15 protein-coding genes are annotated in these 17,025 nt (G+C 42.6%); 2 read left to right on the plus strand and 13 right to left on the minus strand.

The features are described from left to right. The first annotated feature begins 268 nt into the window (after nucleotides 1–268). A complete protein-coding gene (locus B4G94_RS00500; protein ID WP_286856503.1) occupies nucleotides 269–682 on the plus strand; it encodes a nuclear transport factor 2 family protein in 414 nt (137 codons plus the stop codon). Between the two features lie 109 nt (nucleotides 683–791). Here B4G94_RS00500 and B4G94_RS00505 read toward each other — a convergent pair whose 3' ends face one another. From B4G94_RS00505 to B4G94_RS00545, 9 genes are all read right to left on the minus strand, one after another. Beyond that, nucleotides 792–1,316: a TetR/AcrR family transcriptional regulator gene (locus B4G94_RS00505; RefSeq protein ID WP_286856504.1), complete on the minus strand. Its 525-nt coding sequence runs from the start codon at nucleotides 1,314–1,316 to the stop codon at nucleotides 792–794. Nucleotides 1,317–1,467: 151 nt separating this feature from the next. Then, nucleotides 1,468–1,845, minus strand: coding sequence for a putative quinol monooxygenase (locus B4G94_RS00510; protein WP_286856505.1), 378 nt, complete (start codon nucleotides 1,843–1,845; stop codon nucleotides 1,468–1,470). A 23-nt stretch (nucleotides 1,846–1,868) separates the two neighbouring features. Continuing rightward, on the minus strand, nucleotides 1,869–2,501 hold the full coding sequence (locus B4G94_RS00515) for an NAD(P)H-dependent oxidoreductase (protein ID WP_286856506.1): 633 nt from the start codon (nucleotides 2,499–2,501) through the stop codon (nucleotides 1,869–1,871). 67 nt (nucleotides 2,502–2,568) lie between these two features. Continuing rightward, nucleotides 2,569–3,012 carry a nuclear transport factor 2 family protein gene (locus B4G94_RS00520; protein WP_286856507.1) on the minus strand — a complete coding sequence of 148 codons (444 nt, stop codon included), beginning with the start codon at nucleotides 3,010–3,012 and terminating at the stop codon, nucleotides 2,569–2,571. A gap of 132 nt (nucleotides 3,013–3,144) precedes the next feature. Next, on the minus strand, nucleotides 3,145–4,152 hold the full coding sequence (locus tag B4G94_RS00525; protein WP_286856508.1) for a VOC family protein: 1,008 nt from the start codon (nucleotides 4,150–4,152) through the stop codon (nucleotides 3,145–3,147). Between the two features lie 209 nt (nucleotides 4,153–4,361). Then, entirely contained in the window at nucleotides 4,362–5,219 is an 858-nt protein-coding gene (locus B4G94_RS00530; protein WP_286856509.1) for an SDR family oxidoreductase, read from the minus strand. Between the two features lie 115 nt (nucleotides 5,220–5,334). Then, nucleotides 5,335–5,913: a Crp/Fnr family transcriptional regulator gene (locus tag B4G94_RS00535; RefSeq protein ID WP_286856510.1), complete on the minus strand. Its 579-nt coding sequence runs from the start codon at nucleotides 5,911–5,913 to the stop codon at nucleotides 5,335–5,337. Nucleotides 5,914–5,937: 24 nt separating this feature from the next. Further along, nucleotides 5,938–6,198: a hypothetical protein gene (locus B4G94_RS00540; RefSeq protein WP_286856511.1), complete on the minus strand. Its 261-nt coding sequence runs from the start codon at nucleotides 6,196–6,198 to the stop codon at nucleotides 5,938–5,940. A gap of 419 nt (nucleotides 6,199–6,617) precedes the next feature. Continuing rightward, nucleotides 6,618–7,475, minus strand: coding sequence for an AraC family transcriptional regulator (locus B4G94_RS00545; RefSeq protein WP_286856512.1), 858 nt, complete (start codon nucleotides 7,473–7,475; stop codon nucleotides 6,618–6,620). A gap of 400 nt (nucleotides 7,476–7,875) precedes the next feature. Here B4G94_RS00545 and B4G94_RS00550 point away from each other — a divergent pair, with 400 nt between their 5' ends. Beyond that, nucleotides 7,876–9,093: a hypothetical protein gene (locus B4G94_RS00550; protein ID WP_286856513.1), complete on the plus strand. Its 1,218-nt coding sequence runs from the start codon at nucleotides 7,876–7,878 to the stop codon at nucleotides 9,091–9,093. A 109-nt stretch (nucleotides 9,094–9,202) separates the two neighbouring features. On the opposite strand, the gene B4G94_RS00555 is transcribed toward B4G94_RS00550, so the two are convergent. The 4 genes from B4G94_RS00555 to B4G94_RS00570 are packed head-to-tail and all read right to left on the minus strand — an operon-like array spanning nucleotide 9,203 to nucleotide 17,024. Next, on the minus strand, nucleotides 9,203–12,037 hold the full coding sequence (locus tag B4G94_RS00555) for a M16 family metallopeptidase (RefSeq protein WP_286856514.1): 2,835 nt from the start codon (nucleotides 12,035–12,037) through the stop codon (nucleotides 9,203–9,205). Nucleotides 12,038–12,040: 3 nt separating this feature from the next. After that, a complete protein-coding gene (locus tag B4G94_RS00560) occupies nucleotides 12,041–13,390 on the minus strand; it encodes a MutS-related protein (RefSeq protein ID WP_286856515.1) in 1,350 nt (449 codons plus the stop codon). Beyond that, nucleotides 13,387–14,724, minus strand: a complete 1,338-nt coding sequence (locus B4G94_RS00565; protein ID WP_104381384.1) for a MutS-related protein — start codon at nucleotides 14,722–14,724, stop codon at nucleotides 13,387–13,389. Before B4G94_RS00565 ends, B4G94_RS00560 begins: the two co-directional genes overlap by 4 nt. Nucleotides 14,725–14,726: 2 nt before the next feature. Beyond that, on the minus strand, nucleotides 14,727–17,024 hold the full coding sequence (locus tag B4G94_RS00570) for a Gldg family protein (RefSeq protein ID WP_286856516.1): 2,298 nt from the start codon (nucleotides 17,022–17,024) through the stop codon (nucleotides 14,727–14,729). Between the last annotated feature and the right edge of the window lies 1 nt (nucleotide 17,025).

Raw genomic sequence — 17,025 nt, forward strand, 5'->3', positions numbered from 1 at the left:
CGCCTCCCTCTACCTGGGGAGGCGTTAATTTTACCACTGCTGCTTATCGATTGAGAACCTGTTATCGACCATTGATTTTGGGGTCCAGCTGCTGTTAATTCTATTAAAAATAAAATTATTTTAAAATATAGACAGACAAGTTTGTCTGTTTTGTATTTTTGTTATACATTTGTCCTATCGCAATTGCCAAACTGATCAAAGAATTAAAGGAAATTACGATCGGATGTTTATATATAACAAATAGTTGACACAATTAAATTTTAAAAAAATGGAACAGAAACACCCACTACCGCCGTTTACATTTGAAACTGCATTGGTAAAAATTCAAGCTGCAGAAGATGCATGGAACACACAGGATCCAGTGAAAATTTCAAAAGCCTACACAATTGACAGCGAATGGAGGAATAGAGACAAATTTGTCAATGGAAGAGAAGCCATCGTCGAGTTTCTTTCCGACAAATGGAAAAGAGAGTTGAACTATAAACTAAAAAAAGAATACTGGGCGCATACCGATAACCGTATTGCTGTGAGATTTGAATACGAGTATATGAATAAGGATGGTCAATGGTTCAGGGCCTATGGTAACGAAAACTGGGAATTCGACGAAAATGGCTTAATGAGAAAGCGGTACGCAAGTATCAACGACTTAGCGATAAATGAAGAGGATCGCAAATTTAAATAGGCATGATTTGTATAAGTGGAACTGACAACAAATTGTTTGGATTAGCTAGTTCCACTTATTTATTTCAAACTCCAAAGTCACTTGTTTACCACTATAAGTGACTTTTTTTCTAAATCAAACGGTCGACAATCATCTTTGACCGTTCGATCAATTGATTTGATTTAAACATTTTGCTTTCCATAATGGAACTTTCAAATAGCAAATAGATATGTTCTGAGCTATTTTCATCACTTACAAGTGAGGAAAAATAGTCCTTCAGATCTTTTTTGTGCTCCTGAATTACTTTCAGGATCTTCATATTATCGTTGGGTATTTCTGCAAGGATATTTAAGAAACTACAGCCTCTAAAATCTTCCTTTGCGTTCATATGGATCAAAAAGTCGAAGGAGGAAATAATTTTTGATTTTACGTCAGTTTTGTCATTTGTGAAATTGTACAGCTGATCAAACCAATACTTGTGTCTTGCCTCCAAGAATGCGACACAAAGATCTTCCTTAGATTTGAAATGCTGATAAAAACTTGCTTTAGCGACATTTGCTTCAGAAATAATCTGATTTATTCCAGTTGAATTATAGCCCTGATTAGCAAAAAGGTCAAGTGCTTTGTCTAGAATTCTTTCTTTTGGTAATGACATTATACTGATTATTTTACTACACAAAGTTAACAATTAAAATTTTAAATAGACAAACTGGTCTGTACTTTTGTCTCATATTGATGATTAGGACTACCGCATGACAATTTTGATTTTTTACATTAAAGTGAACAGGCGTTCATTGAAATCTTAATCATACCTTTCCGCGCGGGTCGTCGATATGAATTTTTGACACGTCGTAGCGAACTCCCTCACGGTCAAGAATTCTCACGTTTTTCACAACCGTACTCAAAGCTTTCAGAAACGTTTCCGAATTTTCGTGACGTTCGTAGGCTTCTTCATCTTTCCAGCCTTCCAAAAGATGAAATGTATTTTCATCAGTCAAGTCTTGTGAAAAAGCATAATAAATACAGCCCTCCAGCTCATTTGCGGCAATCATTTCAGGCATAACGGCATCAATGAAAACCTGTCTGTCATCGGGATGTACTTTGTAGTAAGCGCTCACCGTAATGCCTGTGGTTTGTGTTTTATCGTGATTAGTGGATGTTCCAATTTTTTGTGAATGATTCATATTATTTTATTTAAAATTAGTGATTAAAGAAAGGTCACAAACTCTTCAAAGGGTTTGCGAATTTTTTCCAGTTTGAGATTCCAGTCATTTTCCGCGTCTCTGTATCCCAAAGCAAGCAGCATCGAGCTTCTTAAACCTTTGGACGGAAGTTTCAAAAATTTGTCAAGCGCTATCGGATCAAAACCCTCCATCGGCGTAGAATCTATTCCTACAGAAGCCGCTTGAACAATTGCTAAACCTAAAGCAATATTCGCCTGCTTGGCTGCATGATGAAAATTTTCCTCGATACTCATATTTCCGAAAAACCGCTTAGAAAATTCTCTCTGTTTGTCATATTTAGCAGAATCAACATGACGTTTTTCTGTCAGATAATCGAATACGTGATCAATTCTCTCTTTCGAGTATTCGTCCCAGACTGCAAAAACCAAAAGATGTGAAGATTCTACGATCTGAGGCTGATGCATGGCGATGGGCAATATTTTATTTTTGATTTCGGGATTACTGATAACGATGATTTCGTAAGGCTGTAAACCAATTCCGGAAGGAGCGAGGTGAGCCGCTTGCAAAATAGTGTTAATTTTTTCAGAAGGGATTTTCTCTCCCGTCATTTTTTTTGTGGCATACCTCCAATTCAATAATTCTATTATATTCTTCATTTGATTTGATTTTAATTTTTAGATCAAGGCAAATGATTCGTCACTTGCCTTGATGGGTTTAAAGTATTTAGAAGATGCCTAGCTGACCTAAAAGTATCGTTGCGGCAGTGTAACAATGGAATGATTTTATTTTTCCGTTCTCGATTTTGAAAACATCACAACACGGTGTCTGCATTGTTTTATTTGTCGAAGGAATAGTTCCGGAAGGTAACTCAAGCGGGCCTTTATGAGTTCCGTTTAAAGATAATTCTACGACTACAGTATCCTCGTTTTCCAAGACATAGAGATCATACAATTCCCTGTGCATGTCCGGAAAAGCTGTTGCGTAAACATCTACAGTTTTGCCGATGTCTTGCCCATAATACTTGGTCCCTGCAGATACGTCCCAGAAATAGCCGTCTTCTGCAAAAAGATCGACAAAACCTTGTGTATCCTGTTCTTCTGCGATTCTGTACAATTCACGGATGAGTGTTTCGTTGGCTGAATTTGGATTGATTACTGATGCTTTCATACTATTTTATTTTAAATGTTAAAAAATGGAGTTTGATAAAATTTTTGAATAATTGAACAAGAATCTTGTTGATGAATCCTCATTCACCGATTTGTTTATCTTTAAAGTTTGTTTAAGATTTTAAGAGAGAAACTATTTTTTGCTGTCAACAAAAACATATAGTTTCACAGCTTTACCGTTTTCGAAAACGAAAAGATCCATTCCTGTTACGGCATCGGGTTTTTCGGGAGTTCCGTTTTGCCAGTAGAGCCGTGCAATGTTGTGATTAACGTCTATCGCTTTGAGATGAGAAAATTTAGCATGTGGATTTTTCTGTTGTAATCCATCCACAAAACCATTGATTTCTTTGTGACCAACTGCGATAAAATGACTGTCTACCATTTCAATATCATCAGCATAAATTTTTGCCATCAAAGCTTCACGTTTTTTAAGGTCTCTTTCGTTCCAAATGGCTAAATGTCCTTCTACTAAAGATTTTATTTCATTTTCAGAAAATGGTTTTGAATCTGTTTTTTCAGTTTGGTTTTTCACAGCATCTTTAGGTGACCATAAAATCGTTGCTGGATTTTTTTTCTCGTAGCCTTTTCCGTTCGGGTAAGAAACCAATTCCATTTTAGAACCCCAAGGTGTGACAAAATAAACCCAAGTTTCGCCTTCTGTATCTCCTGATGGCATCAAAAACGGTTCTCCTAAAAATTGTACGCCTTTGCTTTTAAGATATGCTACACTTTTGTTGATATCATTGGTATAAAAAGCCATGTGGCTCGCCCCGATATCGTCTCCTCCGGGCTGTTGTGAACTTCCTTTATTATCCTGATATTCGAATAATTCGATGTTGGCTCCCGTTCCGGCTTTTACCATTTTGAAGGATACCGGACCGGTTTTGGGATTCATACGATTATTCTTTTTCCATGCATCGTCCAAAGGGATAGGGCCTAAACTTGTTACTGCTGAAAATCCCAAAACATCCGTGAAAAAATTTACGGCCTGTTCCATATCCGGAACATTGATTCCCACATGGTCCACTCCAAGGATTCCTGCTTTTTCCTGTGCCGAACTGTTTGAAACTGTTGCCGATAATAAAAGTGCACTTGCTACTGCTGCTGCGTTGGCTTTGATGTGTTTTTTTAATTTGCTCATTGTGATAATCTTTTGTCGTTATTTATAAAGCAAATTTCCAACATTCTGCAGCCTTTTTCCATTGACAAAAGCTTGAAAAAAAAGCAAACAAATGTCAATGAAATTGAACTTTATGTAAGCTTCAATGGAGCTTTGGCTTTGATGTTTAGAAATAAAAAAAGGTTGAAGCGTAAATGCTTCAACCTTTTTTTTGGATATTTTGTAATGAGTTAATTGCTATATTTTGCAAGCCATTTAGCCTTCAAGTCGGCTCTTGCATTGATGAACTCCAAATCTGTTCCCTGGGCTACTGCATCCAGCGGGAAACGCAGCGGACGGGAACCTTCTTTCATTTGAATCAATTGCAAAATTCCGTCTGCAATAGTTTGGGGATTCATATTGAATTCCTTCATCTTGCCGAATAATGCTGCGCCAATGGCATTGAATTGCTCAGTTGCCACCGGATCGTAGTGTGCTGCGATTTCAGGTTTATCTGCATTGACGCCTGTTTTTTCGCCTGTATTCATTTCGGTTGGATAAACTCCCGGCTGGATGGAGACGTTGTCGATATTAAACTGTTTTAATTCGTCCTGCAGACCTTCCGTAATACTTTCCACGCCAAACTTGGAAGCAAAATACGGAACCATAAAAGGAGAGGTGTGTGCGCTTGCACCGGAACTGATATTGATAATCAAACCGCTTTGATGTGCTCTCATAGAAGGCAGTACAGCCTGATAAGTTCGGATAACGCCATAGAAATTTACTTCAAACATTTGTCGGATGCTGTCCAAACTATAGGCTTCCAGTAATCCAAAACCTGAAACGGCGGCGTTATTTACCAATACATCAATTTTACTATATTTTTGAAGCACTTTTTCGAAAGCATTGGTTACCGAAGAATCATCGGTTACATCGATTTCAACGACTTCTATATTTGGGAGTGCTCCCAACTCGTTGGCTACGGCTTTATTTTTTCCTGAAATGCCTCGCATTCCTGCAATGACGGTGTATCCTGCGCTGGCAAGTGTTGTTGCTGTTAATTTTCCAAAGCCTGTGCTTGTTCCTGTGATAAAAACTATTTTGTCCATTTTGTCTACTTTTTAATTGTTATTCTGATAAGACAAAGATGCAAGAACAGCAGGCTTTCTTCCATTGACAAAAGCTCGAAAAAATAGCAAACAAATGTCAATGAAAATGAATGTTTTATTTCTTGAACATGTTTCTACGAAGTCTGGTAAGGGTTTCGGGAGTGATTCCAATGTAAGATGCAATCATGTGCTGCGGAATACGATTGACGATATGAGGATATTTTTCAAGGAAATTTTGATATTTTTCCTCTGCAGTGAAACTGATGTTCGCTAAAATTCGGCCTTGTGAAACAATAAAGCTTTTCTGAATAATCTGATTAACCAGCTGGTTTAACTGCGGAATTTCTGCACATAGCTTTTCAAAATTTGATTTTTCAATCAAAATCACTTCTGTAGGCTCGATAGCGTCTATGTTGAACCTTGAGGGATTTCCACTGTGGAGGCTTTCCCGGTCGCCTGTCCAATAATTTTCGGGAGCGAAGTTGATGATGTGTTCTGTTCCGTTTTCAGCGATGGAAAAGGTTTTTACCAAACCTCTGCAGATAAAAGCATTATAATGCCAAATATCTCCTTCCTGACAAAGAAACTGTTTCTTGCGGAGTTTTTTTTGTTTGCAAACAGATGCTATTAACTGCAGTTCCTCATCGGAAAGTTCTATTTTATCAGTAAGGTATTTTTGGAAAATCTCGAACATTTATTTCATTGTTATGGAACAAATTTAATTATTATACGCAAATAATTGGTGATAATTTAAAACGTATGATCGGCTGTAACGCCGCCTGTCCGCTGCAACCCCTTTGCGCTCCGATAGTGTGGTAATAATTGCCGCAAAAAGGGAATGTGTCATATCAAAGGCCAGTGACTGCGCGGCAATCAATATTATGAATGTTCCTAGGGAGAGGATAGCTACCATAGAAAAAGATGGGACCTGCAGTTCTGGTGATTCAATATTTTTACCGATATGTTTAACTGTGTTCATCGTACAATTTAATTAGCAAAGCAAAAGAATGCCCGCATGTTCAAGCTTTGGTCAAAATTAGGAAGATTGCGTTTGCGATACAGATGGACGCCGAACTTTTGCCGGTCCCTTCACTCCGAGGCGGATCAAAGCGATCAGACAACTTGGAAGGAGGTACAGTTCATGGTTTGCCGGCCTGCGAAAAACCATGAACTGTACTGGGAATAAACTTATTCGCTCCATGGCGAGTGCAGGATGCAATCGCAGAAATTTTTTCTTTTAAAATTGGGGATCATAAACGCACACACATCGGCCTTGATATTCCCAAAAGTGGTTTCGGTCTTGTGCTCAAATTTTTTACAAAGTTATCGTCTTGGTAGGCACCGGATAATGCCAATAAATACGTTTGGCATGTCAAAATCACCTGGGACCTACATGGATCATGCCCCAATACCGACAGCTCGCAAGCGGAATTCTGCAGGCGACTGTTTTACGTTGTTCTTAAAAAAATGACTGAACTGCTCGGGACTATTAAAATGCAGTTCGTAGGCGATCTGCTTGATAGTGGCGGAACTAAACTGAAGGCGTCGTTTGGCTTCGGCAATAATTTGGCCGTTGATCAATTCTTTGGCACCGAGCCCACTGCATCTTTTGCATAGTTCGCTTAGCCGGCGTGCAGTGATATTGAGCAGTGTAGCGTATTCGATCACGGCATGATGACTGCGATAACGGGAACTGAGCAGCTCCATGAAATTCCGGTACAGCATATAATCCTGGCTGTCAAAAGTCGCCTCTTCAGTCAGCCTTACATTGGCCAGTTTTATCATAATGATTTTTAAGTATGCGGCGAGGGCGTCTTGTTGGTTGATATAGTTGCTGGCGCCATATTCAGCATGCAAGGCACGGAATAGAAAGGACAGTTCACCGAATTCTGTGGGACTGAGCTGCAATTGATGGTTGGCATTTGTATTGTTAAACAGCACTGCTTTACAGTTACTGGCACTTTGTGGTGCTTTTTCCCAGAAACAATCGCCAAAAGAAATTTTATATCCGTCGGTATCCCTTATCGAATTAAAGGTGAGCACCTGGCCTTTTGACATCAGGAAAACGCAATTGTCGCTTATTTCGAAGGTATTGTTGTCAATCGTCAGACTGCCCGTGCCCCGTTCTAAGAGCAAGATTTGATGATAACGTAGGCGGCTGGATGCTGTCGCACTTAGCATCGACTCACCAAACGGTTCGATCAGAAAAGAATTGGCGACTTCGGGTTCCTCAAAAATTTCCTTCGCTAATTTCATACAAAAAATCTTTTTACAAAAATAAGGGATTGGAACGGGATTCTTATTAGAAGCCAATTTCTCACAGTCTTTTTTCGGGCGAGCATCGCCGTTACGGAGCTGTTGCCATAAATAGGCGGCCGTTAGCGAGACCGTATCTTTTAGCAAACCAGCAACTGTACCTGGCTCTAGGATGGCTTATAAACTCTCTATGTCTTTTACCTAATATTGATAACAAAAGTAATGTGAAACTTTTGCCTGCAAGGGGGTAGACAGTAGATCGGCAAAGTCGTCAGTTTTGGGGCAGGTCGCCCGTTGAGACAAGCGCATCTCTTTGGTTGATCAGATCAGAACTTTTTCCCAATAGAAGCTGTTTAATAGATAATTTGTCTATTTTCGTTACCATATAATGCTCTCCTCCATGAAATACATCGGAATCTTAATATGCAGTATTTTATTTTCTTCGACAGCTTGTCAGGCACAGGTTCAGGAATCTTATTGGGTGGCGGTATCCTCCCATAAGATCAACCGCGAACCTATGCGCGGAATAACACTGAGCTACATGGAAATGCTGACCAAAGCTTACCCTTATTTGGCCGTTAATGGAAATGATATTCTCATCCCTTATCCTGATGTAAAGAGGGTGCAAAAACAGGAATTTACTTCGTTTACCAATACGCGGATAAAACTGCTCAACAATAGTCTATTGGACAGTATCTATGGAATAAAGGCCGGCAAAGATACGCTCTGCATCAATTTTTATTATCAGGGAACAGGCGATGAAGATAAAAAATTTGTACTCAACTATATTCCTATCTCAAAGGCTGACTATGAAAAGGCGACCGCTGCGCTAAAACAGGAGCGTGGGAAAGTGTTGGAAAGTAGGCTGCCCTGGGACGCGACAGAACTAGACTTCAATAAAAGTCGGCCGCTTTATCTGCAGGATATGGAAACCATGGATTTGATCAATCCCATGCAACTTGCAGACGAATTAACACAATCATCCAATAAAACGGCTATTGTCTATCAATCTGCGCTACTGAGCAAAAATGACTCGCTGCATCGTTTCAAAACTTTTGGCATCCAAAATAGGCAATTGTCGGAAAGTGCTGCCGCCAAAATCGGAAATAGCTCCTTCGATAACCTCGAATTCTACGTAGATGCCAACAAACATAACCAAGGCATGGGGCTCCGTCAGAAAAAGATGCCTAAAAATACGATTACGGAAGTGTTCAATAAAATTTCCAATCAATTTCCATCGGCTAAACTGAATTATTTCGGTCTGCCAAAAAAGTTTGAAGATGGGGATATCTCAGGTATCCATATCAATATCGCCTTGACCTGGCAAGCCGACGGTAAAGTCATTAAGCTGGTTGTTGAGGGAGTACCTGACGCCCTATTTGACAAGGAAGTAGATCGGGATATTGCGGTAAAGGATGACCAAAATGCAGTGCAAATAAAACAGGTATTTGCACACTATCTCACCTTGATCGACCAAGCTGACCTCCGCGTATTTGTCATGTCAAAAGATTTTGATGAACTGCTCAACCGAAAGGAAAATAGAAAGGAAAGCAGGTTGCCCGGCCAGCTCTGGGAATATGTGACCTCCTGGAAATACCTGTACGATCTGGACGAATGATAAGCAATTTCATCTGCACTCCCCATACGGACGATAAAGCCGTTTGAGATTTCCCCAAACGGCTCCGTCACCCGGAGATGACTGATATAATAAAATAAACAACAGCGAATTATTGCTCTGGATAGAGTGTAAATTGAAACAGATGGTTTGGTTTCAGGTATTTTTGCGCCAGTTCTTTTACCTTCACAGGTGTTATGGATTTGATCCGCTCACTTTCTTGAAAGACACGTGCCGGATCGAGCTGATCGACCGAGCTGCTCAATAGGTAGGATAACCAAAAGCCGTTATATTGCACCTGCTGACTGCTGCTCAGAAGCTTTTCAGCAATGTACTTATCAATATCTTCTTGCGATGGACCATTCTTACGGATGAGTTCGATCTCCTCAATGGCAGCGGCGACTAATTTGTCAACCTGTCCGGGCGCTGTTGTGAACGATATATTCATGCCAAACCGTTTTCTCGGATTTTTGGACAGCGAGGGCGATACGCTAATGGAGTAAATACCGCCTTCTTTCTCCCGTAGCCGCTCTGTAAGCTTAATCGTCAGGCTGCTTGACAGTGCGTCCATCAGCAGATTATTGTATTCGCTGTAATCTTCATAGCTGCCCAGATAGGCCATTGCTACAGTGGATTTCTCTTCTTTCCCCTTATAAATAGCGCGGCGGATACCCTCTTGTGGCGGATAAGTACCATTGTCCACAAACGATTCCCTGCGTTTGATATTGGGTAAGGTGGCTAAATATTGCTTGATATAGGGATCTATAAAGGCACGGTCAAAATTGCCGACAATCACAAAGGTGAAATCTGAGGCGTCCGCAAATCTGTCTTTATAGATTTCGAAGGAACGGTCAAAATCAATTTCCTCGATTTTTTGTAAAGTTGGGGCAGTTTTACGTGGGTCGTTGTTGTACAAAGCTGCGGCAATAGAATCAGTGAAAAAGGTACTGGCCTGTTGCTGCCTGTTTTTGAGGGACAGTTTTGTTTTTTCAAGATTGGTTTTATTGATGTCCTTGTCTAGACGAGGCACTGTAAAATAGCCGTATACGAGCTCAAATGCAGTCTGAATATCTTCACGATTGGATTGTGCTTTAATGCCTTCACCGATTTCATTGATAAAAGGGCTGGCTGTAGCATTTTTGCCATTGAGGTAATGGGAGAGCTGAAGCGAATTAAAAGGACCTAACCCACTATTGGTGACGATATTGACAGCATTGGTTGCGGACTGGAAATCTTTAAGTGAATACTGGGAATATCCGCCAGGACTATAGGAAGTTAGCAGGATTTCATCGTTTTTTAATGTTGTAGGCTTTAGGATAACCTTGGCGCCATTACTGAGCAAAAGGGTCTGCGTGCCTACTTGTTTATCTTCCTGCTCATTGATGATCTGCCCGGGCTGTGATAAAGCCGGCAATAATTGATCCGCGAGCTGTTCTTCTTGATAGGCACTGACCTCTTGTTTTGAGGCCGCACTGATCCAGCCGCTTAAGATGGACTCGCTGGGAACGGATTTAATGTCGTCATTATAAACCAATACCATGTCGCGATTCTGATGACCTTCAAATTCTTTAACATAGGTCAGGATGTCGGCCATGCGGATTTCCTCTAGTGCATTGAGCAGGATAGGCTGCAGAAATTGGAAAGAAGGTGCGGGTTCTCCTTTGAGGTAATGGGCGAGGATCTGATCCATAAAGGATTTGGAATCTGTCTTATCATATTCTTTAAGGCTCTGTACAAGCATACTACGATAGTCGGACTTCAATCGCTCGAGTTCGGCCTCGGTGAAGCCATATGTGGCAACCTGGCCCAATGTGTAGTATACGGCGTTGATACTGGACTGTAAGCTGTCGGGCTTGGGCATAATCTGAATGCCATTTGTTTCAATATTGCCGACAAGTGCGCCATTACTCAACGATGCTGCCAGAAAAGGCGTGGTAGATTTTCGGGTTTGTTCCGCCAAACGCATATTGCAGAGCTGGACAAAGAAATCTTTGGCCAGGGAGTTTTTATAATCGTCTAGCTGTCGTGTTTTGCGTGCTTCCTGTTTATGTAAAATCTGTAAAGAGCTTTGTGTGACTTCGGGATCCGTAAAGGCCAAAAATTGGTTTTTTCCTGTTAATGAAATCGGATAGCTTTTGGATTGTGGCGCGTTCTTGGGGTTTTTCAGCCCCGAAAACTGAGCGATAATCTCTTTTTCGATCGCATTGACGTCGATATCGCCAACGACGATCAGCGCCTGTAGCTCAGGACGGTACCAGTCTTTGTGAAACTTCCGGATCTCTTCATGCTTAAAGTTATTGAGCACTTCATCGGTTCCGATCGGCATTCGGTATGCATAACGCGATTGGTTGGCCAATAGCGGAAATGTTTTTTCCTGGAGACGGTGAGAAAGGCCGCCCCGTTGCCGTTTCTCCTCGAGGATCACCCCGCGCTCCTGATCGATCTCATCATCTTCAAGTAAAGCGCCATTTGCCCAGTCGCGCATGATCAGGATACCTTGGCGCAAAAGTGCCGGATCTGTTGTCGGTAAGGGTAATTGGTACACGGTCTCTTCAAACCCGGTATAGGCATTGAGGTCGGCACCAAAACGTATACCTGACTTTTGTAAGTAGTCTACGAGCGCATTTTTCGGAAAATGGGTTGTCCCATTGAAGTTCATATGTTCCAAAAAGTGAGCTAATCCTTGCTGTTTCTCGTTTTCCTGTAACGAGCCTACTTTGTTGGCCAGGTAAAACAGCACCCGTTCTTTGGGTTCGCTATTCCGTAAGATAAAATATTGAAAACCGTTGGCCAGTTTTCCAACCTTAATAGCCGGATCGAGCGGGATGGGACTGTTGGAACTGACGGTATGTGTGGTCTTTGTCTTTTGGGCGTAGCTGTATGTTGTGGGTGTTGACGATCCGATGGATAGGGCCAGAAGACTAAAAAATAAGGTTTTATGTCGCATGTTTTAAATGTTTTTGCTGTTTTGTTCTAATAATTCAAGTACTTTTTCTTTCTGGATCAGTACCATACCATGTTTGTCGCTGCTGATCCCTTGTTCGGACCGGTAAGTGTAATAGGGGACCTGTCCGCGCATCTGGGTAGGCATATAGACAAACTGAACCGTGCCATCTTCCTGCTGTAGCTGCTGGCCTACCTCAACAATATGTGTGGATATCAGGTACTGGCAATTGTGATGCTGCTGGAAGGCACGGGTAACCGTCAGGGTGGCTTCAAAAGCATCCTTGACATTCGTCCCCTTAAAGAGTTCATCAAAAATGATAACCATATCTTTGCCCTGGTTGACATATTCGGCGACTTTCTTGACGCGGAGCACCTCCGCATAGTAGTGGCTATGGCCCATATCGATGTCGTCAGACACGTTGATGGAACTGTACAAGCCTTCTTTCACGGAAAATTGCATCCTGTTGGCAGGTACCGGAAGGCCGAGGTGGGCAAGGTAAATGGCAATGCCAAAGCTCTTCATGTAGGTGGATTTGCCCGCCATATTTGCTCCGGTTAGAAAGATGAGATTCTTCTCGGCATCAAACAGCAGGTCATTGCCAACAGCATTGGGAATGGTTGGATGGTAGACGTTTTCGAGCAGAATATGTTGTCTTTCTGCTGGAAGTACTTCAGCTCGCACAAAACCCCGTGCATTGGCCACGGAGGCAATGGATTGATAAAGGTCGATGTGATAGATGGCCAAGAGGCTTTGCTGGATCTCTTTGGACCACTTGTGCCGCAACTGATAATCACAGCTAGCGGCCAACGTAAGGGGGATACCCTCCGGATGGGATTCGATTTTCTGCTGTAGCTGCAACAGCTGTTCATATTCTGCGCGCAACCACGATTGCTCAAAGATGCTTCCTACGAGCTGGCCGCTGTTGTCCTGCTGTTGAAGTTCGGATAGATAACCGGCCAGATGCAGCATAATCCGGAGGGTGGCCCGGATACCGGACTCCAGGTGTTTTTTCTCTTCTTTTAAACCCAGGCTGGCCAGCAGCTTGCGGCGGCCGGCATGGGCGAGGGTCAAGGCAAAGCCCTGATCTGAATAGCTGTTGGTAAAACTCTGCGCAATATCCAGATCATTGGCGTTGATCTGAAAGGTGTGCTGTAAACTCCTGAAAAATGAAACCAGCGCTGCCTGCCGATCAATGGCGTCAAGGTTGGTAAAAGGTTGCTGAAACAGTTTTTCCAGCAGCAGCTCCCCACCAAAGGTCTCGGTCTTATTGTAAAGTGAAAAGATGGAATCGCGTTTATATTTCCCGGAAATATTGAGATCCTGATGTGTTTGTTTATCAATGATGAAACTCATGCGCCCGTTTGTTTTTGAGAGGTTAATAAATCAATGATGCCTTCATTTTCTATAATGATCATGCCGTGCCTGTCTGCCGAGATACCCTGCTGCAGCTGATAACTGTAGCTTGGCTTGCCTTGTAGCATGGTTGTGGGTAAAAAGACAAATTTGATATCGGGATACCCCTGCATCAGCTGCTCGCCAGCTTCAAGAATATGGGTAGATAATACAAATTGACATCTTGGGTGATGGTATAATCTCGATACCACTTCAACGGTACCTTCAAAGGCATCCTTGACATTGGTGCCTCGAAACATTTCATCGAAAATGACAAAAAGCCGGCGCCCTTCAGCAAGCTGCTGAGCGACCTTTTTGATGCGCAGCACCTCGGCAAAAAAATGGCTATAGCCCATCGCGATATTGTCGGGCAGGTTGATTGAGGTAAAAATCCCGTCCCGGGGACTGAATACGAAACGTTTTGCCGGCACCGGAAAACCGATATGCGCCAGATAGAGTGCGATACCCAAAGATTTCATAAAGGTAGATTTCCCGGCCATATTGGCTCCGGTCAGGAAGGTGATATTGTGTAAACTGTCCATCTTATGGTCGTTGCCTTTGGCATTCCTGACCAGTGGATGAAAGACACCCTCATAGATCAGCTGTTGATCCATACTGCTGTCGACAAGGGGTATAACGAATTGTCGCTCATTGGCCACCTGGGCGACACTGAGGTAAACATCAAAGGTATAGATATCGCGAAGGATATTCAATAAGAGGTCTCTTTCTTCGAAGCGGAGGATCGTGTCATACTGGATGACCGTCTCACGCTTTAGCGGCTCTTTCTCTTTGAGCAGCGGGATCTGGTCAATCCCACTGTTCTCAAATTTGAGCGCCCATGTTTTTTGTTCTTCCCGAAAGCTAATTTCAGTGCCGGTGCTGGAACGCATAAGATCTTTCCAGCAGTGTATGATTTTGCTGCAGGCAACTATCCCGGAAACCACTTTTTTGTAATCGGTATCGCCACCGACAAATTGCTGGAAACGTTCTTTCAAAGTCAGATTTCCTGTCTGTAGACGGCTACGTTCATCGGCCATATCCAGATAAAATAAAGCCTGGTCAAACCAACTGGACTGGAAAGGAAATTGCATTGCCTGCCCCATAAAATAATGGATGGTAGCAGTACGTTTGCCAATGGCATTAGCATCTGAAAGTGGATAATTGAACCATTCTTCCAGTAGTTCGGCTCCGCCGGAGGTGGCCGTTTTGTTATAGAGTCCAAAGATGGATTCTGTTCCTCTAGCGGCAAAGATCGAGAGATCGTCCCGCGTCTGTTTGTCTATCAATAATCCCATAATTAACGCCCCCTTCTTCTGATCCAGATAATGAGACCAGCACCCAGCATCCCCAGTGGTATGATGTATTTGATCAGCAAGTCAAAATATGTCCAGCTGCTTTCGCCGATCCGTAGGCTTTTATCAATAGAGTCGGGTAGACGCATATCCACCGGGACTTCGCCATCACTAAGCCAGGAGAAAGCTGCGCTGACCAAAGAAAAGTTGGATGCATTGACTTGATTGCGCTTGATGAAAAGTTCGCTATTGCTGATCCAGTCCGCATCTCCGGTGACCAGTATCTTTTGTTCTTTTTTACCTACTTTTCGAGATAGCGCCACCACAGTGGGGCGGCTTCCTTCACGCTCGCCGGCGGTCGTGTTGAGCAGCGGTCTGCTATCAATGAAATTGAGGTTTTCAAGCTCATTCCAGGTGCCGGTCGTATCCGAGGCAAAAAGTACTTTGGATTGGAATTGCGACTGTGGCGATACCAGGATACCGGCTGTACCGGACATCGTAACGACCTCTTCGCGGCGGGTCATCGGTTTGAGGTAATAGGAAAAGTCCTCACCGGCCTTGGTTGGTTTGAGTGTCAGCAGGTCAGGCTGCAGGGCCTCTTGCTTTTTGACCAGCATGCCAGGCTCCAAGCTAACGCCCAATGGTGTGGCAATGCGATTGAAAATAGCCTCTTGCCCCGGTTCTCCGGCAAGCATCATATTGCGGCCACTGGCGATATAGGAATGCAGGTTGGATAACTCCTGGTCATTATAGGCCTGCCGTGGTTCAGCAATGATCAAGATGTTGATATTTTCGGGAACGGGCATTGAAAGGTCAATTTCTTTGAAATCAAAACCTTGGTTAATCATCGAATAACGGAACGTCTTTTCTTGGGTGATGGTTTTATAACCGCGGTCTTGGGTAGAGTTGCTGTTTCGCTCGCCATGACCCGATACAAAGCCCACCACAGGTAATTCATCCATAACCAGACGTTTGATGGCTGCGCTGATTTCGGATTCCATAGGGACGCGTTGCATGTCGTCATAAACACGTAGAAAGGTCTTCCTTCCATTTTCACGCTCCAGTACACGGACAAAACGATAGTTTTCCGAAGAGAGGTCTACCTGTTTTTTGATCGCATCGTAGGGAAGGATATCAAAATTCCATTTATTGAATTTCCGCAGGGTATCCAGGCGCTGTTCGGTATTGAGCTTTGGAAATTGTCGGTCCAGAATGGGGTTTTCGGTCTGGTGGTAGTAATACACATATTCCATTTCTATTTCGGGCTTGAAACGGATGTATTTCTCAAACGAACCCACGTCGCTTTTATACGAGGAAGGTAATCCGATAAAACTGTTCCCATCAAGCATATTGACGTAAGTAGTGATCTTAAATCCACCGTTCAGTCTGCCCATGATAGCTTGGCTACTGGGGCGTAGGGTATTGCTTTTTCGGTAGGTGCTGTCATAATATAACTTGATAAAAGGGAGGGTAGTCAGGTATCCGATGAAGAAAACTGCCAGCGTGATACCACCAAATTTTAGTAGGTTTTTGCCTGTTGCCTGTTTCTTTCTGATGGCCTGAAGCCGAAATATAGAGTAGCTAACAAACAGTATGTTAACAAGGATAAAGTAAAGTATATCTTCGGTCGTGATCAAACCTGCGATGAAGGTGTCAGCCCGACCATTGATTGCCAGCCAGTAGGTAATCTCGCGAACAAAGGGAATGTCTTGCCATAGGCCCCGTGCAAAGTTCATCATCGCAAATACACAGAGTGTACCAATGGCAGCGACAATGTTATAGCTGGTCAATGAAGACATAAAAAGACCCACGGCAGCATAGGCCGACAACAATAGGAAAAGTCCAAGCAGGCCTGTCATCATTGGGCCGATATCAGCATGAACCACGGTACCCATTGTAAAAATGACCAGAATTGATACCGATAAGGTAAGGACAAGCCCAAAAAGTAGCAGCGCAATATATTTGCCGAGAATAATCTGACTGTTGGTGATCGGCGAGGAGTACAATAATTTGATGGAACCACTGCTATACTCCCGGCTCATAATGCTCATGGTCAATAAAGGCATGTAGAGGTAGAGATAGGATTGTACCTTTGGATAGATACCGCCCCAAGCAGATGAAAATAGGCTTTCAGTTGCATTGACAAGGTCAATTTTCATGGACTGTAGTTGTACCATGCCCGCATAGGAAGCGGAAAATAAATAACCTATCTGAAAGGTAAAGATCATCAGGACAAGCCATGCGACAGGTGAGTAAAAAAGTACCTGTAGCTCTGTTTTTGCTATTTTTAATGTCGTTTTCATG

This window comes from Sphingobacterium sp. UBA7625 (assembly GCF_002484085.1).
In the GTDB taxonomy this organism is placed as follows: Bacteria; Bacteroidota; Bacteroidia; order Sphingobacteriales; family Sphingobacteriaceae; genus Sphingobacterium; species Sphingobacterium athyrii.

Coding starts and splice junctions, on each gene's coding strand:
- B4G94_RS00500 (WP_286856503.1), top strand. CDS start 269: ATGGAACAGAAACACCCACTACCGCCGTTTACATTTGAAACTGCATTG.
- B4G94_RS00505 (WP_286856504.1), bottom strand. CDS start 1,316: ATGTCATTACCAAAAGAAAGAATTCTAGACAAAGCACTTGACCTTTTT.
- B4G94_RS00510 (WP_286856505.1), bottom strand. CDS start 1,845: ATGAATCATTCACAAAAAATTGGAACATCCACTAATCACGATAAAACA.
- B4G94_RS00515 (WP_286856506.1), bottom strand. CDS start 2,501: ATGAAGAATATAATAGAATTATTGAATTGGAGGTATGCCACAAAAAAA.
- B4G94_RS00520 (WP_286856507.1), bottom strand. CDS start 3,012: ATGAAAGCATCAGTAATCAATCCAAATTCAGCCAACGAAACACTCATC.
- B4G94_RS00525 (WP_286856508.1), bottom strand. CDS start 4,152: ATGAGCAAATTAAAAAAACACATCAAAGCCAACGCAGCAGCAGTAGCA.
- B4G94_RS00530 (WP_286856509.1), bottom strand. CDS start 5,219: ATGGACAAAATAGTTTTTATCACAGGAACAAGCACAGGCTTTGGAAAA.
- B4G94_RS00535 (WP_286856510.1), bottom strand. CDS start 5,913: ATGTTCGAGATTTTCCAAAAATACCTTACTGATAAAATAGAACTTTCC.
- B4G94_RS00540 (WP_286856511.1), bottom strand. CDS start 6,198: ATGAACACAGTTAAACATATCGGTAAAAATATTGAATCACCAGAACTG.
- B4G94_RS00545 (WP_286856512.1), bottom strand. CDS start 7,475: ATGAAATTAGCGAAGGAAATTTTTGAGGAACCCGAAGTCGCCAATTCT.
- B4G94_RS00550 (WP_286856513.1), top strand. CDS start 7,876: ATGAAATACATCGGAATCTTAATATGCAGTATTTTATTTTCTTCGACA.
- B4G94_RS00555 (WP_286856514.1), bottom strand. CDS start 12,037: ATGCGACATAAAACCTTATTTTTTAGTCTTCTGGCCCTATCCATCGGA.
- B4G94_RS00560 (WP_286856515.1), bottom strand. CDS start 13,390: ATGAGTTTCATCATTGATAAACAAACACATCAGGATCTCAATATTTCC.
- B4G94_RS00565 (WP_104381384.1), bottom strand. CDS start 14,724: ATGGGATTATTGATAGACAAACAGACGCGGGACGATCTCTCGATCTTT.
- B4G94_RS00570 (WP_286856516.1), bottom strand. CDS start 17,024: ATGAAAACGACATTAAAAATAGCAAAAACAGAGCTACAGGTACTTTTT.